General features: G+C 73.3%; 23 protein-coding genes. 6 read left to right on the top strand and 17 right to left on the bottom strand.

Annotation, left to right across the window (positions count from 1 at the left end):
* Positions 1-15: 15 nt before the first annotated feature.
* Complete coding sequence (locus AB0B58_RS05125) at positions 16-3,102, top strand: BTAD domain-containing putative transcriptional regulator (protein ID WP_360217761.1); 3,087 nt, start codon at positions 16-18, stop codon at positions 3,100-3,102.
* Here the strand turns inward: AB0B58_RS05125 and AB0B58_RS05120 are convergent.
* The 11 genes from AB0B58_RS05120 to AB0B58_RS05070 all read right to left on the bottom strand — a co-directional run bounded on the left by AB0B58_RS05120 (position 3,053) and on the right by AB0B58_RS05070 (position 15,998).
* Positions 3,053-4,246: a glycosyltransferase 87 family protein gene (locus tag AB0B58_RS05120; protein WP_360217758.1), complete on the bottom strand. Its 1,194-nt coding sequence runs from the start codon at positions 4,244-4,246 to the stop codon at positions 3,053-3,055. The two genes, AB0B58_RS05125 and AB0B58_RS05120, sit on opposite strands and share 50 nt — an antisense overlap.
* Positions 4,243-5,694, bottom strand: coding sequence for a polyprenol phosphomannose-dependent alpha 1,6 mannosyltransferase MptB (mptB, locus tag AB0B58_RS05115; RefSeq protein WP_360217755.1), 1,452 nt, complete (start codon positions 5,692-5,694; stop codon positions 4,243-4,245). Before mptB (AB0B58_RS05115) ends, AB0B58_RS05120 begins: the two co-directional genes overlap by 4 nt.
* Complete coding sequence (gene mptB, locus AB0B58_RS05110) at positions 5,691-7,163, bottom strand: polyprenol phosphomannose-dependent alpha 1,6 mannosyltransferase MptB (RefSeq protein WP_360217752.1); 1,473 nt, start codon at positions 7,161-7,163, stop codon at positions 5,691-5,693. Before mptB (AB0B58_RS05110) ends, mptB (AB0B58_RS05115) begins: the two co-directional genes overlap by 4 nt.
* Positions 7,163-8,581, bottom strand: a complete 1,419-nt coding sequence (locus AB0B58_RS05105; protein WP_360217749.1) for a hypothetical protein — start codon at positions 8,579-8,581, stop codon at positions 7,163-7,165. Before AB0B58_RS05105 ends, mptB (AB0B58_RS05110) begins: the two co-directional genes overlap by 1 nt.
* The gene (locus tag AB0B58_RS05100; protein ID WP_360217746.1) at positions 8,574-11,609 is read right to left on the bottom strand and encodes a bifunctional [glutamine synthetase] adenylyltransferase/[glutamine synthetase]-adenylyl-L-tyrosine phosphorylase; all 3,036 of its coding nucleotides are present in this window, start codon (positions 11,607-11,609) and stop codon (positions 8,574-8,576) included. Before AB0B58_RS05100 ends, AB0B58_RS05105 begins: the two co-directional genes overlap by 8 nt.
* The gene (locus AB0B58_RS05095; RefSeq protein WP_360217743.1) at positions 11,610-12,395 is read right to left on the bottom strand and encodes a type 1 glutamine amidotransferase; all 786 of its coding nucleotides are present in this window, start codon (positions 12,393-12,395) and stop codon (positions 11,610-11,612) included.
* 48 nt (positions 12,396-12,443) lie between these two features.
* Complete coding sequence (locus AB0B58_RS05090) at positions 12,444-12,824, bottom strand: VOC family protein (RefSeq protein ID WP_360217740.1); 381 nt, start codon at positions 12,822-12,824, stop codon at positions 12,444-12,446.
* Between the two features lie 70 nt (positions 12,825-12,894).
* Positions 12,895-13,332 carry a GNAT family N-acetyltransferase gene (locus AB0B58_RS05085; protein ID WP_360217737.1) on the bottom strand — a complete coding sequence of 146 codons (438 nt, stop codon included), beginning with the start codon at positions 13,330-13,332 and terminating at the stop codon, positions 12,895-12,897.
* 7 nt (positions 13,333-13,339) lie between these two features.
* Complete coding sequence (locus AB0B58_RS05080) at positions 13,340-14,038, bottom strand: YafY family protein (RefSeq protein ID WP_360217734.1); 699 nt, start codon at positions 14,036-14,038, stop codon at positions 13,340-13,342.
* A gap of 101 nt (positions 14,039-14,139) precedes the next feature.
* Positions 14,140-14,565 carry a DUF350 domain-containing protein gene (locus AB0B58_RS05075; RefSeq protein ID WP_360217731.1) on the bottom strand — a complete coding sequence of 142 codons (426 nt, stop codon included), beginning with the start codon at positions 14,563-14,565 and terminating at the stop codon, positions 14,140-14,142.
* Positions 14,566-14,645: 80 nt separating this feature from the next.
* Positions 14,646-15,998, bottom strand: a complete 1,353-nt coding sequence (locus AB0B58_RS05070) for a glutamine synthetase family protein (protein WP_360217728.1) — start codon at positions 15,996-15,998, stop codon at positions 14,646-14,648.
* Positions 15,999-16,164: 166 nt separating this feature from the next.
* On the opposite strand from AB0B58_RS05070, the gene AB0B58_RS05065 reads away from it, so the two are divergent.
* The 3 genes from AB0B58_RS05065 to AB0B58_RS05055 all read left to right on the top strand — a co-directional run bounded on the left by AB0B58_RS05065 (position 16,165) and on the right by AB0B58_RS05055 (position 19,428).
* The gene (locus AB0B58_RS05065) at positions 16,165-18,000 is read left to right on the top strand and encodes an NAD+ synthase (protein WP_360217725.1); all 1,836 of its coding nucleotides are present in this window, start codon (positions 16,165-16,167) and stop codon (positions 17,998-18,000) included.
* Positions 18,001-18,101: 101 nt separating this feature from the next.
* Positions 18,102-18,932, top strand: coding sequence for a 3-methyl-2-oxobutanoate hydroxymethyltransferase (gene panB, locus AB0B58_RS05060; protein WP_360217722.1), 831 nt, complete (start codon positions 18,102-18,104; stop codon positions 18,930-18,932).
* 46 nt (positions 18,933-18,978) lie between these two features.
* A complete protein-coding gene (locus tag AB0B58_RS05055; protein ID WP_360217719.1) occupies positions 18,979-19,428 on the top strand; it encodes a VOC family protein in 450 nt (149 codons plus the stop codon).
* A gap of 27 nt (positions 19,429-19,455) precedes the next feature.
* On the opposite strand, the gene AB0B58_RS05050 is transcribed toward AB0B58_RS05055, so the two are convergent.
* Entirely contained in the window at positions 19,456-20,985 is a 1,530-nt protein-coding gene (locus tag AB0B58_RS05050) for an RNB domain-containing ribonuclease (protein ID WP_360217716.1), read from the bottom strand.
* Positions 20,986-21,062: 77 nt separating this feature from the next.
* Positions 21,063-21,431: a hypothetical protein gene (locus tag AB0B58_RS05045; RefSeq protein WP_360217713.1), complete on the bottom strand. Its 369-nt coding sequence runs from the start codon at positions 21,429-21,431 to the stop codon at positions 21,063-21,065.
* Here AB0B58_RS05045 and AB0B58_RS05040 point away from each other — a divergent pair.
* Entirely contained in the window at positions 21,421-22,914 is a 1,494-nt protein-coding gene (locus AB0B58_RS05040) for a hypothetical protein (protein WP_360217710.1), read from the top strand. The genes AB0B58_RS05045 and AB0B58_RS05040 overlap by 11 nt on opposite strands.
* Here AB0B58_RS05040 and AB0B58_RS05035 read toward each other — a convergent pair.
* Together AB0B58_RS05035 and AB0B58_RS05030 are read right to left on the bottom strand one after the other, a co-directional pair.
* The gene (locus tag AB0B58_RS05035; RefSeq protein ID WP_360217707.1) at positions 22,911-23,114 is read right to left on the bottom strand and encodes a hypothetical protein; all 204 of its coding nucleotides are present in this window, start codon (positions 23,112-23,114) and stop codon (positions 22,911-22,913) included. The two genes, AB0B58_RS05040 and AB0B58_RS05035, sit on opposite strands and share 4 nt — an antisense overlap.
* 147 nt (positions 23,115-23,261) lie before the next feature.
* Complete coding sequence (locus AB0B58_RS05030) at positions 23,262-24,284, bottom strand: aspartate-semialdehyde dehydrogenase (RefSeq protein WP_360217704.1); 1,023 nt, start codon at positions 24,282-24,284, stop codon at positions 23,262-23,264.
* A gap of 142 nt (positions 24,285-24,426) precedes the next feature.
* On the opposite strand from AB0B58_RS05030, the gene AB0B58_RS05025 reads away from it, so the two are divergent.
* A complete protein-coding gene (locus tag AB0B58_RS05025) occupies positions 24,427-25,218 on the top strand; it encodes a methyltransferase domain-containing protein (RefSeq protein WP_360218693.1) in 792 nt (263 codons plus the stop codon).
* Between the two features lie 3 nt (positions 25,219-25,221).
* On the opposite strand, the gene AB0B58_RS05020 is transcribed toward AB0B58_RS05025, so the two are convergent.
* Together AB0B58_RS05020 and ribA are read right to left on the bottom strand one after the other, a co-directional pair.
* Positions 25,222-25,830, bottom strand: a complete 609-nt coding sequence (locus AB0B58_RS05020; protein WP_360217701.1) for a M15 family metallopeptidase — start codon at positions 25,828-25,830, stop codon at positions 25,222-25,224.
* Positions 25,831-25,910: 80 nt separating this feature from the next.
* Positions 25,911-26,525 carry a GTP cyclohydrolase II gene (gene ribA / locus AB0B58_RS05015; protein WP_360217698.1) on the bottom strand — a complete coding sequence of 205 codons (615 nt, stop codon included), beginning with the start codon at positions 26,523-26,525 and terminating at the stop codon, positions 25,911-25,913.
* Positions 26,526-26,682: the final 157 nt, after the last annotated feature.

The following is a 26,682-nucleotide window of genomic DNA, read 5'->3' as shown; positions in this document are numbered from 1 at the left end:
GAGCAGAATCGACCTGTGGACATCGCGGTACTCGGCCCAGTCGAGCTGCGGGCCGACACCGGTGAGGCGGTGCCGGTCGCGGGCGCGCGTCTGCGTACCCTCCTGGTCCTGCTCGCCCTCGACGCGGGCAGCGCCGTCTCCACCGGCCGGCTGGCCGACGGGGTCTGGGGTGATGATCAGCCGGCCGCCGCGGGAAACGCGCTGCAGGCGCTGGTGTCCCGGCTGCGCCGCGCCGCGCCGGGCCTCGCGGTAGCGGCGACGCCCTCCGGATACCGGCTCGACCTGGACCGCGACCGGGTGGACGCGCACCGCTTCGCCCGGCTGGTCGCGGAGGGCCGGTGCGAGGAGGCGCTGGCGCTGTGGCGCGGGCCGACGGAGTTCCCCGACGTGGCACGGGCCGACGCGGTACGCCTCGACGAGCTGCGGCTGGCCGCCCGGCAGGACCGGATCGAGGCGCGGCTGCGGGCCGGCGGCGGCGCCGACCTGGTACCGGAGCTGGAGGCCCTCGTCGCGGCGCATCCGCTGCACGAGCCGCTGGCCGGCCTGCTCATGCGGGCCCTGGTCGCGGCCGGGCATCCCGGGCGCGCGCTGACCGTCTTCGAGGGGATTCGCGCCGAGCTGGCCGACACCCTGGGCGCCGACCCGTCGCCCGAGCTGTCGGCGCTGCACGTGGAGACGCTGCGCGGGCGCCACCGCCGGTACCGGGGCAACCTGCCCGCGGAGGTGAGCAGCTTCATCGGCCGCGAGGACGACCTGCGGGCGGTCCGTGGGCTGATCGCCGCGCACCGGCTCGTGACCCTGACCGGGCCGGGCGGCAGCGGCAAGACCCGGCTGTCGGTGGAGGCGGGGCAGGCGCTGGCCGACAGCCACCCGGACGGCGTCTGGCAGGTCGAGCTCGCGCCGCTCACCGACCCCGCCGAGGTGCCGCAGACGGTACTGACCGCGCTGAACCTCCGCAGCCAGGTGCTTGTCGCCCGGCCGGGGCTCGGCACGGTGGTCAGCGAGTCGGTGGAGCCGCTGACCCGGCTGACCGAGGCGCTCGCCGGCAAGGACCTCCTGCTCATCCTCGACAACTGCGAGCATCTCATCGACGCCGCGGCGTCTGTAGCCGACGCGCTGCTGAGGGCCGCGCCCGGCCTGCGGCTGCTGGCGACCAGCCGGGAGCCGCTCGGCATTCCCGGCGAGCAGCTCTGGCCCGTCGAACCGCTCGCCGTCGCGCCGTCGGAGTCGCACGCCGCCGGCTACCCCGCCGTACGGCTGCTGCTGGACCGGGCGGTGGCCGCGCGGCCGGGGTTCCGGCTGGATCCGCACACCACCGGCCCGGTGGTCCGGATCTGCCGCGCCCTGGACGGGATGCCGCTCGCCATCGAGCTCGCCGCGGCCCGACTGCGGACGCTGCCCGTCGAGGTGCTGGCCGACCGGCTCGCCGACCGGTTCCAGCTGCTCACCAACGGCAGCCGCACCGCGCTCCCCCGGCATCAGACGCTGCGGGCGGTCGTCGACTGGAGCTGGGATCTGCTCGGCGACGACGAGCGGGCGCTGTGGCGGCGGTTCTCCGTGTTCCACGGCGGCGCCGACGTGACCGCGGTCGAGCAGGTCTGCGGCGCAGACCTCGACCTGCTCGGCGCGCTGGTCGACAAGTCCCTGCTGGTCCTCGCGGGCGACCGCTACCGGATGCTGGAGACCATCCGGGAGTACGGCCTGGAGCGGCTCGCCGAGGCGGACGAGACCGAGCGGATGCGCGTCGCGCACGCCCGCTACCTGCTGGAGCTGGCCGGCACCGCCGAGCCCGAGCTGCGCCGGGCCGACCAGCTCACCTGGCTGCGCCGCGTCGGCGCCGAGCACGACAACCTGCACGCGGCCGTACGCGCGGCGATCGACGCCGGCGACGCGCGCACCGCGACGGCGCTGACCGCCCGGCTGGGCTGGTACTGGTGGCTGCGCGGGCATCGCGCCGAGGGCTGCGCGCTGGCCCGCGACGTGGTGGCCATGACCGGCGACGCGGACGCCGAGGATCGCGCGCTGACGTACGCCTCCGCGGCGCTGAACGGGCTCGAGGGCGCGGCGCAGATCGACGAGGTCCAGGAGTGGTTCCAGGCGGCCGAACGCGAGGGCGCGGGCCCGGACTCCGCGCATCCGGTGCTGCGGCTGCTGCGCCCGCTGGCGACCCTGTTCCAGTCGGCCGGGCATCCGCCGGGCCTCGCCGAGATCGAGCCGCTCTTCGACGACCCGGACCCGTGGCTGCGGGCGATCGCCAAACTGATCGTGGCGCACGTGCGGCTCAACTTCGGGCAGAGCCCGGACCTCGCCCGGGCCGAGTTGCGCGAGGCGCTCGACGGGTTCCGGGCCACCGGGGAGCGCTGGGGCATCGGCTTCTCGCTCAGCGCGCTCGGCGACATGGCGGCGTCCCGCGGCGACTTCCGGGACGCGGTGAACTGGCAACGGGAGGCGATCACGCTGGTCCGCGAGGTCGGCATCCGCGAGGACCTGCCGCAGCTCGAGATGAAGCTGGCACACCAGCTGTGGCTGGCCGGCGACCGCTCCGAGGCGCACCGGATGCTCAAGCAGGCCCGCGAAACGGCGACGGACATCGGCCTGGCGGAGGTCCTGGCCTGGGTCGAGTACGGCTACGCGACGATCGCCCGCGAGGAGGGTTCGCTCGACGAGGCGCGGGCGCGGCTCGCCCGGGCCGCCGAGTTGATCGACACGTCCGGGCACGCGCCGCAGTTCCGGGCGCTGACCCGTTCGGCGCAGGCACTGGTCGAGGGGGCGGCCGGCGATCTGGCCGCGGCGCACGCCCTGCACCTGAGCGCGGTCGAGCTCGCCGTCGAGTCGATGGACTCGCCGGTGATCGGGCATGTCCTGGTCGGGATCGCCGACTACGCGCTGCGCGACGGTGAACCGGTGCGGGCGGCGATGCTGCTGGGTGCCGCCGACGCGGTGCGCGGCTCGGTGGACCGGTCGGTGCCGGACACCGACCGGATACAGAGCGCGGCCCGTGCCGCACTCGGCGAGGCCGGCTACGAGGAGGCGTACCGCTCGGGTGGCGCGGTCACCCCGGCCACGGCGCTCGCGGCGACCGGGCTACGACCGCGCGCCTGATCCTGGGTGTACCCGTCGGCACGCCGAGCGGCATCCAGATCAGCAGCGCGATGCCGAACAGGACGTACAGATTGCTCCCGACGACGCCGAGCGGCGGCCGGGGCCCGTTCTCCCACAGCCAGGTGAGCCGCGAGGACAGCACCACATACGCCGCACCGCCCAGCCACAGCGGCCTGCGGTCGGTATCGGACGACAGGCCGGCGTCGACGCAGCGGACGATCGCCGGAAGCAGCCAGACCCAGTGGTGTACCCAGGAGACCGGGCTGATCAGGCAGCCCATGACGCCGGTGAGGGCGAGCCCGCCCAGGTGGTCGCCGAGCCGGGCGGCGGCACGCGCCCGGGCGACCCAGAAGCCGAGCGCGACCAGCACGCAGACGATCCAGAGCCGCGACTCGACGGTGTCCACCGGTAGCCGCGCGAGCATCCCGCGCAGCGACTGGTTGGAGAGGTACTCGAGGTTGCCGACCCGGTTGGTGTCCCACAGCGCGGCGGTCCAGAACTCGCGGGACGCCTCCGGGAACAGGCCGGCCGCCACCAGCGTCGCGGTCGCGGCCGTACCGATGGCCGTGGCCGCCGCCCGCCACTGCCGGGTGACGAGCAGGTAGAGGATGAACACGGCCGGGGTCAGCTTGATCGCGGTGGCCAGGCCGATGCCGATGCCGGCCCACCTGCGCCCGCGCGCCACTCCGAAGAGCACGTCGCCGACGACCAGGGCGAGCAGCAGGGTGTTGACCTGCCCGAAGCTGAACGTCTCGCGGATCGGCTCGAAGCAGAGCGCGAGGGCCACGGCGACGCCACCGGCGAACCACGGCGTCCAGCCCGCCCGGCGCACCATTCCCTCGACGAGCCACCAGGTCACCAGCGCGGTGGTGGCGACCGTGGCGAGGCTGGCGATCACGAGGATGAGCGGGTACGGCAGGTACGCCATCGGGGACATGACGATCCCGGCGAAGGGCGGATAGGTGAATCCGTACGGGGTGCCGGGCTGTAGCCAGTCGTAGACCATGCCGTGCTCGCGGAACCAGTACCGGACGGCCCCGGAGTACACCTTCGAGTCGAAGAAGCCGTGGTGGAGGCAGGCCCACGTGAGGACCGCGGCGGTGAGCGCCGCGAGGGCGGCGAGGATCGAGGCCCGGCGGGTCACGCGAACACCTTACGATCCCGGCGCCGGCGCACCCGCACGACGGCGAGCGCGATCAGCGCGGCGGTGACGACGAGCGCGCCGGGGATGCGGGTGTACAGCGCCCAGTTGTAGCCCGCCGGCAGGGTGAGGGTGGCGGCGAACGCGCAGAGGCCGAGCAGCCATCGGTCGTCGCTTGGCGCACCGTCCAGCCGGGTGCCGGTGGCGGCCAGGACCGCGAGCGGCCAGGTGGCGTACCAGGGGTGGAAGACGGGGGCGCAGAGCACCGTCGCTGCCAGCGCGAGGCCGGCCCCGGGCAGCGCGCCGCCCGATCGGGCCCGCCACCAGAGCATCACCAGGAACACCGCGAGCAGCACGATCCCGAGGGCGCGGGTCACCGGCACGGCGTCGGCCTCGCCGCCGAGGAGCCGCGCGACGAAGTCGACGGACAGCCCGACCGCGGTGGACGGCGAGCCCCAGGTCACGCTGTCGCCGCTGCGCGCGAGGCCGGCCACCCAACCGAAGCCGCGACCCGAGACGAGCGACAGCGCCGCCGTGGCGAGGAGCGCGCCGCCGGCGATGGCGACCGCCGGGCGCCACAGGGCCCGCAGCGGCACCGGCGAGGGGCGACCGGGTGCCGCGGCGGCGAGGACCGCGAAGGGCAGCACCACGACGGCCGTCGCCTTGACGGCGACCGCGAGGCCGAGCACCAGACCGCCGGCGACCAGCAGCACGGCCGCCGGGGACGACCGCGCGGAGGCGGGCCGCCCCGCGCTCGCCGCCAGGGCGAGGCCGGAGACGATGAGCCCGATCATCAGCGCGTCGTTGTGCGCGCCGGACACCAGGTGTACCAGCACCAGCGGGCAGGCCAGCACCAGCCAGAGCGCCCTCGCCGGGTCCCTGCCCGCCCGCCTCGCCAGCACCGGCAGCGCCACCGCGGTCAGCACCAGCCCGGCCAGCGCGATGACGCGCAGCCCGGCGATGACACCGGCGAGGGATTCGCCGGCGAGCCCGACGGCCCAGCCCGCCAGGATCAGGAACAGCGGGCCGTACGGCGCCGGCGAGTCCCGCCACGAGGTCGCCACGGAATCCAGCCAGGGGCAGCCGAACTCCTGCACCCCCATCGCGTACGGGTCTCCGCCGGCGTGCTGCACGTAACCCTGGCAGGCGTACGAGTAGGCGTCCGCGCTGCCCAGCGGCAGGAACGGCAGCACCGGCAGCAGCCACAGCGCGGCGGTGACCAGCGCCCACCGGGTCGAGGGCACCACGTGCCGGCCCCACCACCAGGCACCGGTCAGCAACACCGTGCCGAGCACCCAGCAGATCGGCAGCAGGACGCCACGCTGCCCGCTGAGCAGCGTGAGCGGGTTGACGCTGGGCACCCGCACGAACCCGGAGCCGCCGAGGTACGCGCCGGCCGCGGTCGCGACGCTGCCCGCGAAGCCGCCCCACCGGATGACGGCGGGCGTCAAGTGACGGTCGCCTCGACCGGAGCGGGCTCGCGCAGCCACTTGACCGCACGCCGGCCGACCCACACGACGAGCCCGGTCATCAGGAACGCGAACGGCACCTGCAGCGGCTTCCAGGCGCCGTCGCCGTTGGGCAGGATCAGGAACATCCCGGCGACGACGGCGATCTCCAGCCACCGGAAGCGGACCGTGGTGACGGCGAACAGCGCCAGCGCCCAGAACAGGTACCAGGGCTGGGTGATCGGCGCGCAGAAGATGACGACGAGGCAGGCCAGGGCGGCGCCGTGCAGCGGATCGCCGCGCCGGAAGCGCCACCAGACGACGACGAGCGCGATCAGCATCAGGATCAGCGCGATCGACCGGGTCGCGGGCACCGCGTCGAGCTGCAGGCCGAACCACTTCGCGACCGCGTTGATCGCGATGCCGACGGCCGTCGACGGCGAGGTCCAGCTGCGGGACTCACCGGCACCGGAGAGCGCGGTGGCCCAGCCCAGGCCGAGCCCGGAGACGGCCGAGAGCACCAGCAGCGCGGCGAGCGCCCCGCCGACCACCGCGCCGCCGCGCCGCAGCAAGCGCAGCCACCCCTCGCGACCGGGATGCAGCCCACCGGCGGCGAGCAGCGCCGCGAACGGCAGCACCACCCCGACGGTCGTCTTGACCGCGATCGCGGCACCGACGACGGCACCGCCCGCGACCAGCAGGGCGATCGGGCGGGCCCGGCCGGCGATCAGCGCGAGCCCGGCGAGCAGCAGCGCCATTGTCAGCGCGTCGTTGTGCCCGCCGCCGACGACGTGCACGGCGACGATCGGGCAGCACAGCACGAGCCACAGCGCCCGGTCCGCGGGCGCACCCCGCCGGCCGGCCAGCACCGGCACGACGGCGGCCAGCGCGAGCACCGCGAGCACCGCGTAGACCCGGAAGACCGCGAGCGCGACGGCCTGCGACCCGAGGGCGGCGGCCAGGCCGGTGAGCATGATCCAGAGCGGCCCGTACGGCGTCGGCGTGTCCCGCCACACCAGGGAGACCGAGTCGAGCCAGGGGCAGGGCTGCGCGGAGATCCCGACGACGGACGGGTTGAAGCCGGCGTCGAAGAGGGCGCCCTGGCAGGCGTACGCGTACATGTCGCGGCTGGCCAGCGGCGGGATCAGGAGCATCGGCAGCACCCAGAGCAGGCCGGTGACGACGATCCACCGGCGGCTCAGCAGGCCATCGGCGACGAGCTTGCGGCCCCACCACCACGCGGTGCACAGCGCCGTCAGCCCCACGATCCAGAGCAGCATGATCAGCGGGCCGTTCGGGCCGCGCAGGATGCTCATCACGGACACGCCGCGGCGGATCCAGGTGGGTGCGCCGAACAGCACGCCGTCCAGGGCGCAGCAGGCCGCGCCGAACAGGCCCAGCCAGCGCAGCACCGCCGGCCGGGACAGCCACCCCTCGACCGTCTGGCGCCCGGCGTGCACCAGCGCGGCCATCAGTTGGCCCTCAGGATCGTCACGCCCTCGACGACCGTGTCGAGGTGGTAGTGCGCGGCCAGGTCGGTCGCGATCCCGCCGCTGGGGTCGACCGCGGCGGGCGGCGTGTCGAGGACGACGAGGGCCGGGCGCTGCGGCGAGTTGAGCATCGCGCGCAGGCGCGGCAGCGCGTCCGGGATCTTGTCGATCGGTTTGCCCCAAAGATATGGATACGGTGACTGGCGTTGTGCCGCGAAGTACAGGTACGCCTCGGACTCCAGCACGTAGATCCGGTCGTCCGGCGTCGTGGAGGCCCTGATCACGGCCGCTATCCGGTCGTCGCGGGCGGCCAGCGCATCGTACGGGACGGTGTCAGCCCGCCGGGCCGGCGACATGAGCGCCAGTGCGGCCAGCCACAGCAGCGTCGGCAGCACGACCACCGCGGCCAGCACCCGCCGCCACCGGACCGAGGGGACCGCGACGACCGCGGCCGCCGCCAGCAGCACCAGGGCGGGCAGCGGCTGGACGAAGTAGTGCGGCCAGTAGGAGCCGCCGAGATTGATGCCGGCGAAGCCGGCGAGCAGCCAGGCGCCGAGCAGCCACCGGCCGCCCCGGTCGAACGTCCGCCAGCCGAAGAACGAGACGATGACGATCACCGTCAGGTCGAGCGCGATGTCGCCGGCGTGCCGGCCGAGGTCGGCCAGGCGGGTCCCGGTGTTCGACCCCGAGCCGCCCAGCGCGGACAGCTGATAGCCGACAAGCGCGGTCCAGTAGTACGACCAGCCGACGGAGATCCCGTGCAGCGCGGAGGCCGCCAACGGCACCGCGACACCGGCGGCGAACACCCCGCCCGCGGCGCGCAGGCCTGCACCGCGCCGGGCGAGCAGCACGACGACCACGCCGACGACGATGCCGTCGATGCCCGACTGCTTCATCGTCAGCGCGACCCCGGCCAGCAGCCCCGCCCCGGCCAGCCACCACAGCGAGGCGTCCCGGCGCCACCAGCGGACGGCGAGCGCGATCGCCACCGTCGACGGCACCGCCGCCAGCAGCTCGCCGTTGAACGTGATGCCCTCGAGGTGCGGGGCGATGCCCACCACCGCATAGATCCACGCCGCCGCGTTGCCCACCGCCCGGCCCGCCAGCAGCCAGCCGATCGCGCCGAGCGCCACCGTGATGATCGCCCCGGCCAGGACCATGCCGAGCCGGACCGTCCAGCCCGAGTCGTCGATCGCCAGCAGCGCCCGGTACGTCAGCAGCAGGCCCTGCGGCCGGTCCAGCCAGGCGGTGTCGTAGAGCCGGGCGCCCCGCGACCACTGCTGCGCCACGTACGCATAGCCGCCCTCGTCGGTCGACAGCCCGGTGAACATGAACGGCACGCGCAGCAGCACGGCGAACACCGCCGCAGCCAGGATCGGCCGGCGAGCGGCATCAAGCATCCAGCACCCGCTCCATCGCGGCGCGCGACCGCCGGGTGATCCGCAGGTACCGGTCGACGAACTCGCCCGGGTCGCCGCCGCCGAGCAGTTGCACGACACCGGCCAGCTCGACGCCGTGCCGCGGCAGCTGGTCGGTCGGGCGGCCGCGCACCAGGGTCAGCGCGTTGCGCACCTGGGCCGCCAGGGTCCAGCCCGCCGTCATCGCCGCCGCGTCGACCTTGTCGACCAGCTTGGCCTGCAGCTCCGCGGTCAGCGCCTCGAGGGTGCAGGTCATCCGCAGGGCGGGCAGGGCGTATCCGTGGCGCAGCTGCAGCAGCTGCACCGCCCACTCGACGTCGGCCAGGCCGCCGCGGCCCAGCTTGGTGTGCGTGTTCGGGTCGGCGCCGCGCGGCAGCCGCTCGGTCTCCACCCGGGCCTTGATCCGACGGATCTCGACGACCTGCTCGCGGGTGAGGCCACCGCTCGGGTAGCGCATCCCGTCGGCGAGGGCCTCGAACTCGCGGCCCAGCTCCTCGTCGCCGCAGACGAAGCGGGCCCGCAGCAACGCCTGCGACTCCCAGACCTTCGACCAGCGCGCGTAATACTGCGCGTACGCGTTGAGGCTGCGGACCAGCGGGCCCTGCCGGCCCTCGGGGCGCAGATCGGCGTCGACGCCGAGCGGCGGGTCGGGGGCCGGCGCGCTGAGCGTGCGGCGCAGCTCCTCGGCGATCGCGTGCGCCGAGGAGCTGGCCTCGCCGTCGGACATGCCCTCCGGGGGTGAGTAGACGAACAGCACGTCGGCGTCGGACGGGTAGCTCATCTCGTATCCGCCGAGGCGGCCCATGCCGATCACCGCGAAGCGCAGACCCTCGGGGCCGGGGCGCACCCGCCGGGCGGTGTGCAGCGCCGCGCCCAGCGTCGCGTCGGTGACGTCGGAGAGCGCGACGCCGGCGGCGTGCACGTCGAGCGGCTGCGCCGGGGCGAGGTCACCGGCCCGGCTGAGGATGTCGGCGCAGGCGAGCCGGAACAGCTCGCGGCGGCGCACCGCGCGGACCGCGGCGATGGCCTGGGCCGGATCGGTAACGCCGTCGCGCAGATAGCGGTCGGCGGCCGCGATGAAGCCGTCGCGCAGCACCTCGCGCGGCCGCGGCTGCAGCTCGGCGTCGTCGGCGAGCAGCCGCAGCGCCTCCGGGTCGCGGGTGAGCAGGTCCGTCGCGTACCGGGAGAGGCTGAGCACGCGGGCGAGCCGGCGGGCGACCGGGCCGCCGTCGCGCAGCAGCCGCAGATACCAGGGGGTGCTGCCCAGCTTGTCCGAGACGTGCCGGTAGTTGAGCAGGCCGCGGTCCGGCTCGGGCGCGTCCGCGAACTCCTGCAGCAGCATCGGCAACAGCGTGCGCTGGATGGCCGCCGTGCGGCTGACCCCGCCGGTGAGTGCCTGCAGATGACGCAGGGCCCCGGCCGGGTCGGCGAAGCCGAGGATCTCGAGCCGGCGGCCGGCCGACTCGGTCGTCATCCGCAGGGCCTCCGCCGGCACCCGCGCCACCGCCTCGAGCAGCGGCCGGTACAGCAGCTTGGCGTGCAGGCGCCGCACGTGCGCGGCGTGGCCGACCCAGTCGGAGCGGAACGCCTCGACCGCGTCGCGGCCGGGCAGCGCCCGGTAGCCGAGCGCCGCGGCGAGCCAGCGCAGCGCCTTCGGGTCGTCCGGCACGGTGTGGGTGCGCCGGAGATTCTGCATCTGCAGGCGGTGCTCGACACCGCGCAGGAATCGGTACCCCCGCAGCAGCGTCTCGCCGTCGTCACGCCCCACGTAGCCGCCCGCGACCAGGGCGCGCAGCGCGGGGAGCGTGCCGGGCTCGCGCAGCGTCTCGTCGATCCGGCCGTGCACGAGCTGCAGCAGCTGCACCGCGAACTCGATGTCGCGCAGCCCGCCGGGGCCGCGCTTGATCTCGCGTTCCACCTCGCGGGCCGGGACGTTGTCGATGATCTTCCGGCGCATGTCGCGGACGTCCGCGACCGCCTCGGGCCGCTCGGCCGCGTGCCACACCAGGGGGGCCAGATCGTCGATCCACTCGGCCGCGAGGGCCAGGTCGCCGGCGGCCGGCCGGGCCTTGAGCAGCGCCTGGAACTCCCAGGTGCGCGCCCAGCGGCGGTAGTAGGCCTGGTGGCTGGCGAGCGTGCGGACCAGCGGGCCGCGGTTGCCCTCCGGGCGCAGTGCCGCGTCGACCGGCCAGGCGACGTGGCCGCACACCTCGATCAGCCGGGCGGCGACGGTGGTGCCGGCGCTGAGGTCCTCGTCGCCGGCGGCCACGAAGATGACGTCCACGTCGGACACGTAGTTCAGCTCGTAGCCGCCGCATTTGCCCATCGCGACGACCGCGAGCCGCGGCTCGGGCGTGCCGGGCGGCAGGCCGGCGACGGCGATCGCGTAGGCCGCCGCCAGGGTCTCGTCGGCCAGCCGGGAGAGCGCGGCCATGGTCGGCTCCAGGCCGCGGCCGCCCGTCAGGTCGGCGGCCACGATCCGCAGCAGGGAGATCCGGTACGCCGTCCGCAGCGCCGGGACGTCCGGCGGCCCCGAGCCCATGGACTCGCCGAACTCGAGGTGGCCCTCGGCGTTCGGCGGCAGGCCGGTCTTTCCGGTGGCGAGCACCCGCCACTCGTCGGGGTTCGCCACGAGGTGGTCGCCGAGCGCCGACGACGCGCCGAGCACCGCGATCAGCCGGCGGCGCAGGCCGGGGTCGCTGTAGAGCGAGTGCAGGACCGCGTCGGCCGCCGGGCTCTCGGCGATCTCCTCGCCGGGGCCGGTCACCGGGCCGCCGCCGGCGCGGCTCTCGGCGCGGGCGACCGCGTCGATCAACCGGTGCAGCTGGCGCAGGGCCAGGTTGGGGTCGGCGGCGAGGGACAGCGCGTGGATGAGCTCGCCGGCGTCGGTGCCGACCGGCCCCTGCGCCTCGGCGTCCCACAGCCGCAGCCCGCCCGGGCCGAGCAGGTCGGCCGCGCGGGTGCCGTTGTCGGCGAAGCCGTACCGGGCCAGCCGGCTGGGCCTGGTCACCTACTGCCCCAGCAGCGGAAGGGTGCGGATGGTGCCGGGATCCGGGATGTCGGCGTCGGGCAGCGTGCCGAGGGCGAGCGCCGCGAACCGGGCCGCGAACGGCTGCCACACCTCCTCGACGTCGGCGAGCACGTCGGCGGTGGCCGCCACGACCATCTCGCCGTCGTAGCCCAGCTCGTCGAGGAGCGCGCCGTCCGAGCGGGCCCAACCGGCGATCATGGCGGCGTCGCACTCGATGTGGAACTGCAGGCCCCAGGCCCGGTCACCGAGCCGGAACGCCTGGTGCGGATAGCGCGACGAGGCGGCGAGCAGCACCGCACCGATCGGCAGCTCGGTGATCTCGTCGCTGTGCCACTGCACCACGTCGGGCAGCAGCGGCACCCACTTGAACAGGGGGTCGGAGTCGGCCGCGTCCCGGCGCGCGACCAGGCCCGGGCCGATCTCCGGCCCCGAGGTGCTGCGCTCCACGAGACCGCCGTGCGCCGACGCCAGCAACTGCGCGCCGAGGCAGACGCCGAGCGTCGGCACGTGGTGACGCACCGCCTTGCGCAGGAGCCCCTCGAGCGCGGCGAACCAGGGCGCACCCGGCTCGCCGGCGGCGCTCGGGTAAGCGCTCTGGTCGCCGCCGAGCACGATCAGGGCCAGGTGATCGTCGAGCGTCTCCGGCAGCGGATCGCCCGCATGCGGGCGCAGCACGGTCAGCTCCAGACCCGCCTCGGCGAACCAGTCGCCCAGCCTGCGGAGATCATCGGACGGGTCGTTCTCGATTACCAGCGCTGTACCCACGCTTCGAGGCTATCGGGTGGGACCGACACCGAACCCCTGCCCACCCGTTCAGGCGTTCCGGCCCGCGGGTTCGGTATACACGCCGAAGTGGTTGCCGGACGGATCGAGCAGGTGCGCGAAGATCAGCCCGTCGGGCGTGGTCTGCGGCTCGATGAGCACCTTGCCGCCGGCGGCCGCTGCCTGGCGGCAGGCCGTCTCGGTGTCCGCGACCAGCACGTTGAAGATCGCGTAGTTCGGGATCTTCCCGCCGGTCGCGAACAGCCCGCCGCGGACGCTGCCCGGGTCCGGGGTCGTGATGATCCGGTACGAGGACCCGTCGGACGAGGACGGGTCGTCCCCGACCGTCCAGCCGAACACCTCGCCGTAGAACCGCTCCACCTCGTCGGGCCGGTCGGTGCCGATCTCGAACCATCCGATGCCGTTACTCATGGTCTTCTCCTTCGCTCGTTGGCGTCGGGGACCACGATCCGGGGTGCGGGCGACAACCCTCCGTCGGTGTTTACGAAGCGGTCCAGCGGGCGACGATCTCGTCGCCCTCGGTCTCGCCGGTCTCGACGAAGCCGAGCGACGCATAGAGCGCCCGGGCGGCGGTGTTGTCCGGCGAGTAGCTCAGTGCGACGTTCGGGCAGTCCGGCTCGGCGGCGAGCCGCTCGCGCAGCGCGACGACCGTCGCGCGGCCGATGCCGGCACGCTGGCGGGAGGCGTCCACGACGAGCCCGCCGATCCACCGGCTCCGGTCGTCGTCGACGGCCCACATGCAGAAGCCGACGACCTCGCCGCCGAGCACGACGGCGAGCGGCCGCCAGAGGCCGCCGTAGTGGCACAGGCACAGGTAGTGGGCGACGTCGTTGACGAAGTCCCGCTGATCGGGCCGGACGGACAGCGCGGTGCAGGCCCGCCAGTTGTCCTTGGTCACGGGCTCCAGGCTGATGGTCACCCGGGCATCATCCCAGGGTGAGCCGGGTGACCATCCGGCCGGGAATGTCTAGGTCGCCGGGGTCGAGGCGGCGGGGCCCGACGGCCTCGGCCGTGGCGGTGACCGTGCCGATCCGATCGGTCCGGAAAGCGCGGATGGCATCGCGCAGCCGGCACCAGGCGACGAGATACCAGTGTGTCGGGCCGCACACGTAGCCGAGCGGCTCGATCTCGCGGACGGTGGCGGCGCCCTCGCGGTCCCCGTAGCCGATGCGGAGCACGCGCCGTGCGGAGAGCGCGTCGGCGACGAGCCGCGGCACCGGCGCCGCCTGAACGCCCCGGCCGACCAGATGAACCCGCCCGGCAAGCTCGCGCGCGGCGCTGGCGTCCTGGTCCTGCATGGCGGCGACCAGTTTGTGCAGCGCCGTCCGCGCGGCGGAGCGGAACGGGGTGCCGTCGAGGCCCTGCAACGCGAACGCCATGGCCACGGCCTCGGCCGGGGTCAGGTTGGCCGGCGGCAGCGTGCGGGTGCGGTCGAGGCAGTAGCCGCCCGTCCGGCCGGCCTCGGCATAGATCGGCACCCCGGTCTGCTGCAAGGCGGAGATGTCGCGCTCGATGGTGCGGACCGAGACCTCGAATCTCAGTGCGAGCCAGCGCGCACTCCGCGGCCGGGGCGCCACGGCCCGCAGCTCCTCGACGAGACCGTAGAGCCGGTCGGTTCGATTCACGGCGGGGACATTAGCCCGGGGGTACGACAACTACAGCGGCCGAAAACGCGCCGCCGCGGGCGGTCTGCCCGCGGCGGCGCCGCGTTCTTCCGGGAGCCGGGTCAGGAGATGCAGGCGCAGACGATCAGGGCGGCGCCGAGGTGCGACGCCGCGCTGACCAGCGCGCCCGGGTGCCGCTCCGGCGTGCAGATGACCTCGCCCAGCTTGCCCGGCGTCATCCAGTCGAGGACCAGGAACGCGGTGCCCATGACCGCGATGCCGATGACACCGAAGATGATCGTCGACGCCAGCCCCTCGAGGAAGTTCGAGTAGCTGGTGAAGATCGCGGTGAAGACGATCAGCGCGATGCCGATCTGGTTCGCGGCGAGCAGCAGGGAGGCGTTGTGGTTCTTCTCCACCCAGATCAGGTCACGCAGCTTGCCCGGGGTCAGCAGGTCGACCAGCAGATAGCCGACCGCCATCAGCCCGATCCCGACCCCACCGAACACAACGCTGCGCCCGGCACCCTCAAGCAGATCTTGTAGCACGGCCACTCCCTCGTCACGACGTCAGAGGGGCACGGTAGCGGACCTGCGCACCTACGTGATCCACCGGCTGGATGAAAAGGTCAGAGCGCGCCGAGATAACGCTGCCGCTCGTACGGGGTGACCTCGCGCCGGTACTGCTCCCACTCCTGGCGCTTGTTGCGCAGGAAGAAGTCGAAGACGTGCTCGCCGAGCACCTCGGGGATCAGCTCGGACTTGGCCATCACCTCGATCGCCTCGGCGAGGTTCTCCGGCAGCGCGTCGTAGCCCATGGCCTTGCGCTCGTTCGGCGAGAGCGACCAGACGTCGTCCTCGGCGCCCGGCGGCAGCTCGTAGCCCTCCTCGATGCCCTTGAGCCCGGCGCCGAGCATGACCGCGAAGGCCAGGTACGGGTTGGTGGCCGAGTCGAGCGAGCGGACCTCGACCCGCGCCGAGTTCGGCTTGCCGAACGCGGGCACCCGGACCAGCGCGGAGCGGTTGAGATGCCCCCAGCTGACGAACGCGGGCGACTCGGTGATCCGGTCCGGAAGCTGCATCGGGAACAACCGCTTGTAGGAGTTGACCCACTGGTTGGTGACCGCGGTGTACTCCCGGGCGTGCACCAGCAGCCCGGCGATGAACGCGCGCGCCGTCTTGGACAGCTTCTGCGGGTCGTCGCCGTCGTAGAACGCGTTGCGCTCGCCCTCGAACAGCGACAGGTGGGTGTGCATGCCGCTGCCGGGCTGGTCGGTGTACGGCTTGGGCATGAACGTGGCGCGCACGCCCTGGGTCAGCGCCACCTCCTTGACCACGTGCCGGAAGGTCATGATGTTGTCCGCCGTGGTCAGCGCGTCCGCGTACCGCAGGTCTATCTCCTGCTGGCCCGGGGCGACCTCGTGGTGGCTGAACTCCACCGAGATGCCGATCCGCTCCAGCGCGAGCACGGCCTGGCGGCGGAAGTCGCGCGCGACCGAGTGCGTGGTGTGGTCGAAGTAGCCGCCGCCGTCGACCGGCACCGGCACGGAGCCGTCCAGCGGCCCGTCCTGCACCAGGAAGAACTCGACCTCGGGGTGGGTGTAGAAGGTGAAGCCCTTCTCCGCGGCCTTGGCGAGCATGCGGCGCAGCACGTGCCGCGGGTCGGCCCAGGCGGCGCTGCCGTCGGGCAGCAGGATGTCGCAGAACATCCGGGCGCTCTCGCCGCTGACGCCGCCCTCGAACGGGAAGACCTGGAACGTGGTCGGGTCCGGCATCGCGACCATGTCCGACTCGGAGACCCGGGCGAAGCCCTCGATCGCCGAGCCGTCGATGCCCATGCCCTCCTCGAAGGCGGACTCGAGCTCGGCGGGTGCGACGGACACGCTCTTGAGAGTGCCCAGCACGTCCGTGAACCAAAGCCGGACAAAACGGATGTCGCGCTCTTCGAGCGTACGAAGCACGAACTCCTGCTGTCGGTCCACGTCAACCCCTCGTGCTTGCCCGGCGATCAGTCTCTCCCGGTCCCATTACGCCGAGATTACGCTGACCACGCCCCGGCGGGTCGCCCGGGTGAGTCCCGATGTGGATCACAGGCGGTCCGGCAGGGGACGACGACACGCGGTGGCCGCGCTGGGGAAGAATAAAGCCATGCCTTCGCTGCGTGTCGCTCTCGCCCAGGTGAACTCCACGGTCGGGGACATCCCCGGCAACGCCGCCGCCGTGCGGCACTGGTCCCGGACGGCCGCCGCGGCGGGCGCGCAACTGGTCGCGTTCCCCGAGATGATGATCACCGGCTACCCCATCGAGGACCTGGTCTTCCGGGACTCGTTGGTCGCGTCGTCGCAGGCCGCCCTGCGTACCCTCGCCACCGACCTGGCCGCGGACGGCCTGGGCGACGTCGCCGTGATCGTCGGCTACGTCGACGCCGACGGCCCCGCGCCGGCCGGCGCCGCGGCCGTGCCGGGCACCGGGCGGCGCGACGCCTCCGCGCTGCTGCTCGGCGGCGACATCGTCGCCACCTATTTCAAGCACCACCTGCCCAACTACGGCGTCTTCGACGAGAACCGCTACTTCGAGCCCGGCGACTCCCTCACGGTCGTCCGCCTCGGCGGCGTCGACGTCGCGCTCACCGTCTGCGAGGACCTGTGGCAGGCCGGCGGGCCGTTCGCCGCCGCCGGCCGGGCGGGGGTCGGGCTGGTGGTCAACATCAACGCCTCGCCGTACGAGCTGAACAAGGACGACATCCGGCTGCCGCTGGTCAAGCGCCGCGCCGCCGAGGCCGGGGCGACGATCGCGTACGTGAACATGGTCGGCGGCCAGGACGAGTTGGTCTTCGACGGCGACTCGATGATCGTGTCCGGCGAGGGTGAGCTGCTCACCCGGGCCGGGCAGTTCTCCTCCGGGCTGCTGATCCACGACCTAGAGCTGCCGGCCGCACACGACACCCCCAACCCGTGCGGAACGGCCTGTGCCGCGCCGGGCGCCTCGGCCGAGGCGCCGCTGGGCGAGCAGCAGGCCGAGGACGGCATGGGCATCGAGCGGGTCACCGCCGGCACCGCGCTGCGGCCGCTCGCCGACGGGCCGGCGGTCGGCGGCGTCGCAGACCGGGTCAACGACGAGGCCGAGATCTGGTCGGCGCTCACCCTCGGCCTGCACGACTACGTCGAGAAGAACGGCTTCCGCTCGGTCGTGCTCGGCCTCTCCGGCGGCATCGACTCGGCCGTGGTCGCCGCGATCGCCGTGGACGCCCTCGGCCCGCAGCGCGTCGTCGGTGTCTCGATGCCCAGCGGCTACTCGTCCGGCCACTCCCGGGACGACGCCGCCGACCTGGCCAAGCGGACCGGCCTGGACTACCGCAGCGAGCCGATCCAGCCGATGGTCGACGCGTTCCTGGCGAACATGTCGCTGTCCGGCCTGGCGGTGGAGAACCTGCAGGCCCGCGTCCGCGGCGTCATCCTGATGGCGCTGTCGAACCAGGAGGGCCACCTGGTCCTGACCACCGGCAACAAGAGCGAGCTCGCGGTCGGCTACTCGACGCTCTACGGCGACTCGGTCGGCGGCTTCAACCCGCTCAAGGACGTGCCGAAGACGCTGGTGTGGCGCCTGGCGAAGTGGCGCAACGCGGACGCGGCGCGCCGCGGCGGGGAGCCGCCGATCCCGGAGAACTCGATCACCAAGCCGCCGAGCGCGGAGCTGCGCCCGGGCCAGGTCGACAGCGACTCGCTGCCGGACTACGACCTGCTGGACGCGATCCTGGCCGGCTACATCGACGGCGACCAGGGTCGCGACGACCTCATCGCGGCGGGCCACGACGTCGCGCTCGTCGACCGGGTGCTGCGCCTGGTGGACCTCGCGGAGTACAAGCGGCGGCAGTCCGCGCCGGGCACCAAGATCTCGATCAAGGCGTTCGGCCGCGACCGCCGCCTGCCGATCACCAACCGCTTCCGCGAAGGCTCGGACCAGCCGGGCCGGCCGGGGGTGTGACGGGCTCCACTCAACCCTCACCTGCGCGGCACCCCGGGTGCGACGATTTACCACAGACACCCGGGGACCGCACGCCGCGGCCTCGAGGGAAGGAGACAGAGATGTCCGAGATCCCCACGCTCTACGGGGGCCCCGCCACCCGCCGCGTCCGCACCCGCGACCTGATCGCGGCCAAGGAGCGCGGCGACCGCTGGCCGATGCTGACGTCCTACGACCAGTACACGGCGACGATCTTCGACCAGGCCGGCATCCCGGTCCTGCTGGTCGGCGACTCCGCGGCCAACAACGTCTTCGGCTACGAGACGACCCTCCCGGTCACCGTCAAGGAAATGCTCTCCCTGGTACGCGCGGTCGTGCGCGCGACAAGGACCGCGCTGGTCGTGGCCGACCTGCCGTTCGGCTCTTACGAAGAGGGCCCGACACAGGCGCTGCGCACGGCCGTCCGGTTCATGAAGGAGGGCGGCGCGCACGCGATCAAGCTCGAGGGCGGCCGCCGCGTCGCCGAGCAGATCAAGGCGATCACCGGGGCCGGCATCCCGGTGATGGCGCACATCGGCTTCACGCCGCAGAGCGAGCACACCATCGGCGGCTACCGGGTGCAGGGCCGGGGAAGCGGCGCGGAGGAGGTCATCGCCGACGCCCGGGCGGTGGAGGACGCGGGCGCGTTCTCGGTGGTGCTGGAGATGGTGCCGGGCGAGGTGGCCAAGCAGATCACCAAGGAGCTCACCATCCCGACGGTGGGCATCGGCGCGGGCCCGGACACGGACGCCCAGGTGCTCGTCTGGCAGGACATGGCCGGCCTGCGCACCGGCAAGGCGCCGCGTTTCGTGAAGCGCTACGCCGACCTGTCCGGGATCCTGACCGAGGCGACGAAGGCCTTCGCGGACGAGGTCCGCGGCGGCGAGTTCCCCGCCGAGGAGCACACGTTCTGAGGTAGGCCCGGCTCGGGCAAGATCGGATCGGTGGCACACTTCGTCTATGTCCGTTCCTGCCCGAGTCAGCCTGGCCACCCTCGGCGTGACCGACGTGGCCCGCGCGACCGAGTTCTACGAGTCCCTCGGCTGGCGCCTCTCCCCCGCCTCCGTCCCCGGACTGGTCAGCTTCTTCCACACGGCCGGCGGCCTGCTGTCGCTGGTGGCCACGGATGACATCGCGGCCGACGCGGGCCTGGCCGCGCGCGCCGCGCCGCCGAACCCCGCGGCGGACTTCCGCGGGACGATGCTGGCGATCAACGTGGAGAGCCCGGCGGCGGTGGACGAGGCGCTGCGCGCCGTGGTGCAGGCGGGCGCGACCCTGGTGAAGGCGGGCGGCTCCGCGGAGTGGGGCGGCTATCTCGGCTACTTCACCGACCCGGACGGGCACCTCTGGGAGATCACCCACAACCCCGCCTGGCCGCTGGACGAGGCGGGCGTACCGCACCTGCCCTGACCCTCACGGGGCGGAGGACCGGGTCGGTCAGGCCCGCTCGAAGAGGACGCTGCGGGTATTCGGGTCGGCCTCGGCCAGGCGGACCCGGATGCGCTCGCCGAGCGGCAACTCGCCGAGGCAGCGGGCCTGCACGGCCGGGTCGTCGATCGCCACCGTGCCGCCGCGGGGGCGCCGGTTCTGCCGCTGGCCCGCCCCCGGCTGGGCGGTCTCGGGCTGGGCGGTCTCGGGCTGGGCGGTCTCGGGCTGGGCGGTCTCGGGCTGGGCGGTCTCGGGCTGGGCGGCCGGTTTCGGCGGGGCGTCGATGTCGAGCACGCCGGCGTCGAAGGTCTCACCCACCCGGTGTGCGAGCAGCACCGCCTCGGCCAGCGCCACCGCTCCCCGGTCCGCCGCCGAGGCGACCCGGTCGGTGGCGGCCATGCTCCTCGGCAGGCGGGGCAGCGCCTCGCGGGCCCACTGCGGCACCGGCCTGTCCTCGTGCAGGGCCAGGCAGACCTCCGTCGCGTACCGGTCCGCTAGGCGGCGCAGCGGCGCGGTGACGTGTGCGTAGGGCGCACCGACGCCCCCGTGGCCCGTCTCCGCCGGCGGATCGCCGTCGAAGGCGGTGTACGTCGCGCCGCGGAGCAGGTCCGCGGCCTGGTTGAGGAACGCGGCACCGCGCGGGCTCGCCGGGTCGACCGACGCCACGACGGCACCGACGGAATCGCCGTCGGGCCAGGCGACGCCGAGCGACCCGGCCGCGGCGCGCAGCTTGAAGACCCCCTCGGGCCGGGGCGCGGGCATGGTCCGCAGCAGGCCGATCCCGCCCTGGAGCATGAGCGCGGCCGCGGCCATGCCGGTGAGCAGCGAGATCTGGGCGTTGTGCTCCTCGACGTCGAGCGGCGCGCGCAACACGAGCCGCCAGCCGTCGCCATGCGGCTCGACCTCCTGCTCGGGCAGCGGCAGATTGACGGCGCCCCGGTCCGCCGCCCGGCGGGCCAGCAACGACCCGAGTTCGGGCAGCAGCGCGATCGGCTCGGGCGCGGTGCCGGCGTCGACGGCGGCCTGCAGCCCGGCGTAGTCGAGTTTGGCCCGGCTGCGCACCCGTGCCCGTTCCAGCGCGATCCCGGCGATCGCACCGCCCGAGTCCACGTCGATGGTCCAGAGCACGGCGGCACGGTCGACGTCGGGCAGCAGGCTGACGGCGCCCTCGCTGAGCACCTGCGGATGCAGCGGAACCTTTCCGTCGGGCAGGTAGATCGTCTGCCCGCGCGCCCAGGTCTCCGCCTCGAGCGGACCGCCCGGCCGCACATAGGACGCCACGTCGGCGATGGCGTAACGCACCCGGAAGCCGCCGGACGCGGTCCGGCTCAGCGCCATCGCCTGGTCGAGGTCGCGGGAGGTCGCCGGGTCGACGGTGACGAGCGGGATGTCGGTGCGATCCGTCGGCGGCAGGGCGGTGGCGGTGGCGGCCTCCCGCGCCTCCAGCATCGCGTCGGATCCGAACTCGGCGGGCAGCTCGAGTTCGCGCCGCAGCACGGAGAAGTCGATGCTTGGCGCCCACACCCTGTTGATCGGCACGGCTCATTCCTACCAGGCGTTCACGAGCAAGGGCCGCGCCGAGGTCGGCGCGGCCCTTGCTCGTGGGGTTGTGCGGATCAGCGTTTCGCGGCCGCCTTGCGCGCCGAGCCGGCCGTGGTGGCGGCGCGGCTGTTGCCGGCGGCGGCCTTGCGGGCCGCGGCGGGCATGGTGGCGGCGCGGCTGTTGCCGGCGGCGGCCTTGCGGGCCGCGGCGGGCGTGGACGCCTTCTTGACCCGGCCCGCGTTGGTGGCGGAGGTCTTGGTCATCGAGGCCGGCCTGGCGTTGGCGGACTTGCCGGCGCCGGCCGCGCGGGCCTTGGCCGCGTTGGCGGCGCTGCGGGCGGTGGCCTTCTTCGCCGCCGCGACCTTGGCCGCCGTGACGGCCGCGGATCGCGCCGCGACCGCGGCCGACTTCGCAGCCGTCGACTTCGCAGCTGTGGACTTCACGGCCTTGGCCCGCGCCGCCGTTGACTTCGCGGCCGCGGAACGTGCGGCCGTCGACTTCGCGGCCGTGGATTTCACGGCCTTGGCCCGCGCCGCCGTTGACTTCACGGCCGCCGACTTCGCCGCCTTGGCCCGCGCGGCCGCCGACTTCGCCGCGGTCGACTTCGCGGCGGCCGACTTCGCCGCCGTCGACTTCGCGGCGGTGCTCTTGGCTGCCGTCTTGCTCGCGGTGGCCTTCTTGGCGGCGGTCGCCCTGGCCGCGGCGGACTTCGCCGCCGTCGACCTGGCCGCGACCTTGACCGCCGGCGCCTTCCTCGCCACCGACGTCCGCGCGGCCGACTTCGCGGCGGTCGACTTCACGGCCGCCGACTTCGCCGCCTTGGCCCGCGCGGCCGCCGACTTCGCCGCGGTCGACTTCGCCGCGGTCGACTTCGCAGCGGTCGACTTCGCAGCGGTCGACTTCGCAGCGGTCGACTTCTTCACGGCGGTCGACTTCGCCGCCATCGACCTCGCGGCGGCGGAACGCGCGGTGGTCGCCTTGGCAGCACCGGGACGGGCCGCGGAAGGCCGTGTGGCCGAGGGCCGGGCGGCGGTCGCCGACCTCGGCGTGGTCTTCTTCACCGCCGTGGTCTTCTTTACCGCCGTGGTCTTCTTGGCGGCCGTGGTCTTCGCGGCCGCGCTCTTCACCGCGGCGGCCGACTTCGCCACCGTGCGCTTCGCGGCACCCGCCTTGGCGACCGCGGACTTCGCGGCCGCGCTCTTCACCGCGGCGGCCGACTTCGCGACGGTGCGCTTCGCGGCCCCGGACTTTGCGAGCGTGGCCTTCGCCGCCTTAGCCGCCTTCGCGGCCGTCGCCTTCGCCGCGGCGGACCGCTCGACGGCGGACTTCGCGGCCGTGGTGGCCTTTGCGGCGGCGGCCCGTGCGGACGTCGACCGGGTCGCCGTCTTGGTGGCGGGCGCCTTACCGGCCGCGCCGGACCTGGCGGTCGTCTTCTTGACGGCGGGGGTCCTGCCGGCGGTGGACCGTGCCGTCACCGGCTTGATCGTGGTCGAGGACGCGGCCGCGGTGCGCTTGGCCGCGGGAGCGGCGGGAATACCGGCGGGCGCAATGGAGGCATCGGCGACGGCGGGCTCGGTGGCGGCGGGCTCACCGTCGGGGGTCTGTGCGATCGCCTGCGGGGCGGCGAACGGGTGCGGCGAAGCCGCCGCTACGGTCCGGGCGGCCGGCATCCGGGCGGCCGCCGGTTCGACGACGGCCGGGGACGCGGCCTCCGGGGACGCGACGGCCGGCTCGGCGACGGCCGGGGACGCGACGGCCGGGTACGCGACGGCCGGCGCGGATGTGGCGCGGGTCGTGGCTGCCCGGGTCGGGGCCTTCTTGGTCACGGCCATGGGGAAGTTCCTCCTTGCGAATGACTGCGGGTCGTCTCCGCCTGGAGACTGCAGGATTCCGGCTTGGACACAGGGGTCGAGCCGGCCTAGCTAGCTGACCTCCCCGGTCCAGCGGGCATCCTCGGCGTCCCACACCGCATTGCGCTTCTCGACGGTCTCGAGTGCCCGCGTGGCGTCGTCAGCGGAGGCGTACGGACCGAGCCGGAACTGGGCAGGACACACGTCATCCCCGGTCTCGACCCGGTTGTGGCGGAGGCACCAGAAGTAGCCGCCGCCGGGCCCACTGTCGTTCATGCAATCACTGTGCACCTGAAATCGACCATGCGCTACCGATTCAGGCAAAAAGCCCCTTTTTTCCATAGTGGAGTGTCGAAAAGACCCCCCGAAGGAACGACAAACCCGCTCCACCCATCGGGTGGAGCGGGTCGTCGAACCCTTGACTCAGAGCGCCGCGGCGACCAGTTCGGCCACCTGGACCGCGTTGAGGGCCGCGCCCTTGCGCAGGTTGTCGTTGGAGAGGAAGAGCGCGAGCCCGTTGTCGACGGTCTCGTCGGCGCGGATCCGGCCGACGAAAGTCGGGTCGCGGCCGGCCGCCTGCAGCGGCGTCGGAACGTCGGAGAGTTCGACCCCGGGGGCGGAGGCGAGCAGCTCCCGCGCGCGGTCCGGCGTGATCGCGCGGGCGAAGCGCGCGTTCACCTGCAGCGAGTGGCCGGTGAAGACCGGCACGCGCACGCAGGTGCCGGAGACCTTGAGCCCCGGGATGCCGAGGATCTTCCGGCTCTCGTTGCGCAGCTTCTGCTCCTCGTCGGTCTCGCCGAGGCCGTCGTCGACGATCGAGCCGGCCAGCGGCAGGACGTTGAACGCGATGGGCCGGGCGAACGAGCGGGGCGCCGGGAACTCCACGGCACCGCCGTCGTGTGCGAGCTCGGTCGCGCGGTCGGCGACCTTCTGCACCTGCTCGGCGAGTTCGGCGACGCCGGCCAGACCGGCGCCGGAGACCGCCTGGTAGGTCGTGGCGACGAGCGCGACCAGCCCGGCCTCGTCGTGCAGCGGGCGCAGGACCGGCATCGCGGCCATCGTCGTGCAGTTCGGGTTGGCGATGATGCCCTTGGGGCGGCGCGCTATGGCGTCCGGGTTCACCTCCGCCACGACCAGCGGGACGTCCGGGTCCATCCGGTACGCCGACGAGTTGTCGATGACGACGGCGCCGGCCTCGGCGACCCTCGGCGCGTACTCCTTGGAGCTCTCCTTGCCCGCCGAGAACAGGACGATGTCCAGTCCGCGGTAGTCGGCCGTTGCGGCGTCCTCGACGGCCACCTCGCCGTCTCCCCAGCGGAGAGTGCGACCCGCGGAACGGGCGGAGGCGAAGAGCCGAAGCTGGTCTACGGGGAACTGGCGCTCGGCCAGGATCCGGCGCATGACGCCGCCGACCTGTCCCGTCGCACCTACGATGCCGATCCTCATGCGGATAAAACTACGGCCTGTTTACCAGCGGACAAACTCGGTATCCCAAGGCTCGGACCAGCACCGATAGGCCAGTGTCTTACACAGCGAGATTTCTCTCCCGATATTCGGGACACGGACGTAGCGTCGTGGCATGGCTGCTGTGTACACCCACGGGCATCACGAATCGGTCCTGCGCTCACATCGCTGGCGCACCGCAGAAAATTCGGCGGCGCATCTGTTGCCGCGGCTGAAATCCGGCGACACCCTCCTGGACGTCGGCTGCGGTCCCGGCACCATCACGGCGGATCTGGCGACCCTCGTCACACCCGGGCGGGTCACCGCCCTGGAGGTAACCGAATCGGCGCTGGACCTGGCGCGCGGGGAGATCGAGCGCCGGGGCCTGCACAACGTCGACCTCGTCGTCGGCGACGTGCACGCGCTCGACTTCCCGGACGACACCTTCGACGTGGTGCACGCCCATCAGGTACTGCAGCACGTCAACGATCCGGTCGCCGCGCTGCGCGAGATGCGCCGTGTGACGAAGCCCGGCGGCGTGATCGCGGTACGCGACAGCGACTACGCGGCCTTCACCTGGTTTCCGCCGCGGCCGGAGCTGGACGAGTGGCTGGACCTGTACCAGCGGGTCGCCCGCGGCAACGGCGGCGAACCGGACGCCGGCCGGCGCCTGCTCGCCTGGGCGCACGCGGCCGGCCTGACCGACGTGACCGCCACGTCGAGCACCTGGTGCTTCGCCACGCCGGAGGACCGGCGATGGTGGGGCGGCATGTGGGCGGAGCGCATTCTCGAATCCGACCTGGCCCGCACGGCGCTGGCGACGAACGCCGCGACGAGCCGGGACCTGGAACGGATCTCGGGTGCGTGGCGGGACTGGGCCGAGGAGAGCGACGGCTGGATGTCACTGCTGCACGGCGAGCTGATCTGCCAGGTCTAGGACCTACAGCGCCTTCGGCTTGAAGGCCCAGTGCCAGGGCTCGCGCGGGGTGTTCTCCACGAAGCCGTACTTCTCGCCGTTGGCCCGCATCCACGCCTGCGCCTTGTTGTTGAGGTCGAGGTCGGTGGCCATGCCCCAGCCGTGCTCGCTGGTGCCGGGCTTGGCCGCCAGCCCGCCCTGCGAGTAGAGGCCCTTGCGCCGGGCCACGTCGACCTGCTCGCCGTACGAGCGGTACGAGTCGGTGATCCCGATCTTCACGCCCTGCGCCTTGGCGTCGGCGATCATACGGTTCAGCGACTCGGCCGCCGGCGCCCAGAGCTTGTGGCCGGTGTCGCCCACCTTCGCCAGGGCGTTCGCCGGGATCTTGCCGTTGCCGTACCCGGCGAGTTCGGTCGGGATTCCCTTGCTGTTCAGCGAGTAGGACTTCGCGACGCCCGCGGACGACTGGGTTCCCATGGCGTCCGCGAGCGCCGTCGCGAAGGTGCTGCCCGAACCGGACGTGGCGGATGTGCCCGGCGACGCCTGTTTGGGCGCCGTGGCCTGCTGAGTCTGCATCGCGATGATCCGGCTCTGGATCTGAGCGATCCGGCTGTTGACGGCCTCGATCCCCACAGCGAAAGAACCTCCGTGCTCGTCGGCTTGTCCCAGTTCCGATCGGCGCAGTGCGGAGATGACTGAGCGGAAACCGGAAGTCAGACCGCCAGCGGCAGGTCGATGGTGTGCGCGGTGTGCGCCACCTTGGCCTGCAGATAGCGCACGTTGGCGTCCGAGGCGTGCACCTTGGTCGGCACCACGGTCCGCACGTCGACGCCGGAGGAGCGCAGCTGCGCCGGCTTGTCCGGGTTGTTGGTGAGCAGGTCGACGGTGCCGACGCCGAGGGCGGTCAGCATCTGCGCGGCCGCGGTGTAGTCCCGCTCGTCGTCGGCGTGCCCGAGTGCCCGGTTCGCCTCGTACGTGTCCATGCCGAGGTCCTGCAACGCGTACGCGTCGAGCTTGGCGTAGAGCCCGATTCCCCGGCCCTCCTGGCGCAGGTAGAGCAGGAAGCCGCCGGCGCCGGCGATCCGCTCGACCGCCTCGCGTAACTGCGGACCGCAGTCGCAGCGCTCGGAGCCGAGCACGTCCCCGGTGAGGCACTCGGAGTGCGGGCGCACCAGCGGCACCTCGGCACCGAACGCGTCACCCAGTGCGAGCGCGAGGTGCTCCTTGCCGTCCGCGAGGCCCACAAACGTGATGACCTCGGCGGTCGTGCGGTATCCGTCCGCGAACTTCAGCGGCACGGTGACCCGGCTGCGAATACCCAAAGACATGAGAGCTCCCTAAGCACTTGACGCTTCAAGCGCGTGATAAACCATACGCCGCACTTGTTAAAGGAACCACGAGCCAAACATCACAACGGATCAAGGAACAGCCGACAAAGATCGTGACGCGTTCGCGCCGTCCGGTTCCGCGCCGCGGTCCGCGAGG

This window comes from Actinoplanes sp. NPDC049118, assembly GCF_040648555.1.
GTDB lineage: Bacteria > Actinomycetota > Actinomycetes > Mycobacteriales > Micromonosporaceae > Actinoplanes.
This window is presented reverse-complemented; position numbering and strand designations above follow the sequence as displayed.

Coding starts and splice junctions, on each gene's coding strand:
- mptB (WP_360217752.1), bottom strand. CDS start 7,163: ATGGCCGCGCTGGTGCACGCCGGGCGCCAGACGGTCGAGGGGTGGCTG.
- AB0B58_RS05105 (WP_360217749.1), bottom strand. CDS start 8,581: ATGCTTGATGCCGCTCGCCGGCCGATCCTGGCTGCGGCGGTGTTCGCC.
- AB0B58_RS05090 (WP_360217740.1), bottom strand. CDS start 12,824: ATGAGTAACGGCATCGGATGGTTCGAGATCGGCACCGACCGGCCCGAC.
- AB0B58_RS05065 (WP_360217725.1), top strand. CDS start 16,165: ATGCCTTCGCTGCGTGTCGCTCTCGCCCAGGTGAACTCCACGGTCGGG.
- panB (WP_360217722.1), top strand. CDS start 18,102: ATGTCCGAGATCCCCACGCTCTACGGGGGCCCCGCCACCCGCCGCGTC.
- AB0B58_RS05055 (WP_360217719.1), top strand. CDS start 18,979: ATGTCCGTTCCTGCCCGAGTCAGCCTGGCCACCCTCGGCGTGACCGAC.
- AB0B58_RS05035 (WP_360217707.1), bottom strand. CDS start 23,114: ATGAACGACAGTGGGCCCGGCGGCGGCTACTTCTGGTGCCTCCGCCAC.
- AB0B58_RS05030 (WP_360217704.1), bottom strand. CDS start 24,284: ATGAGGATCGGCATCGTAGGTGCGACGGGACAGGTCGGCGGCGTCATG.
- ribA (WP_360217698.1), bottom strand. CDS start 26,525: ATGTCTTTGGGTATTCGCAGCCGGGTCACCGTGCCGCTGAAGTTCGCG.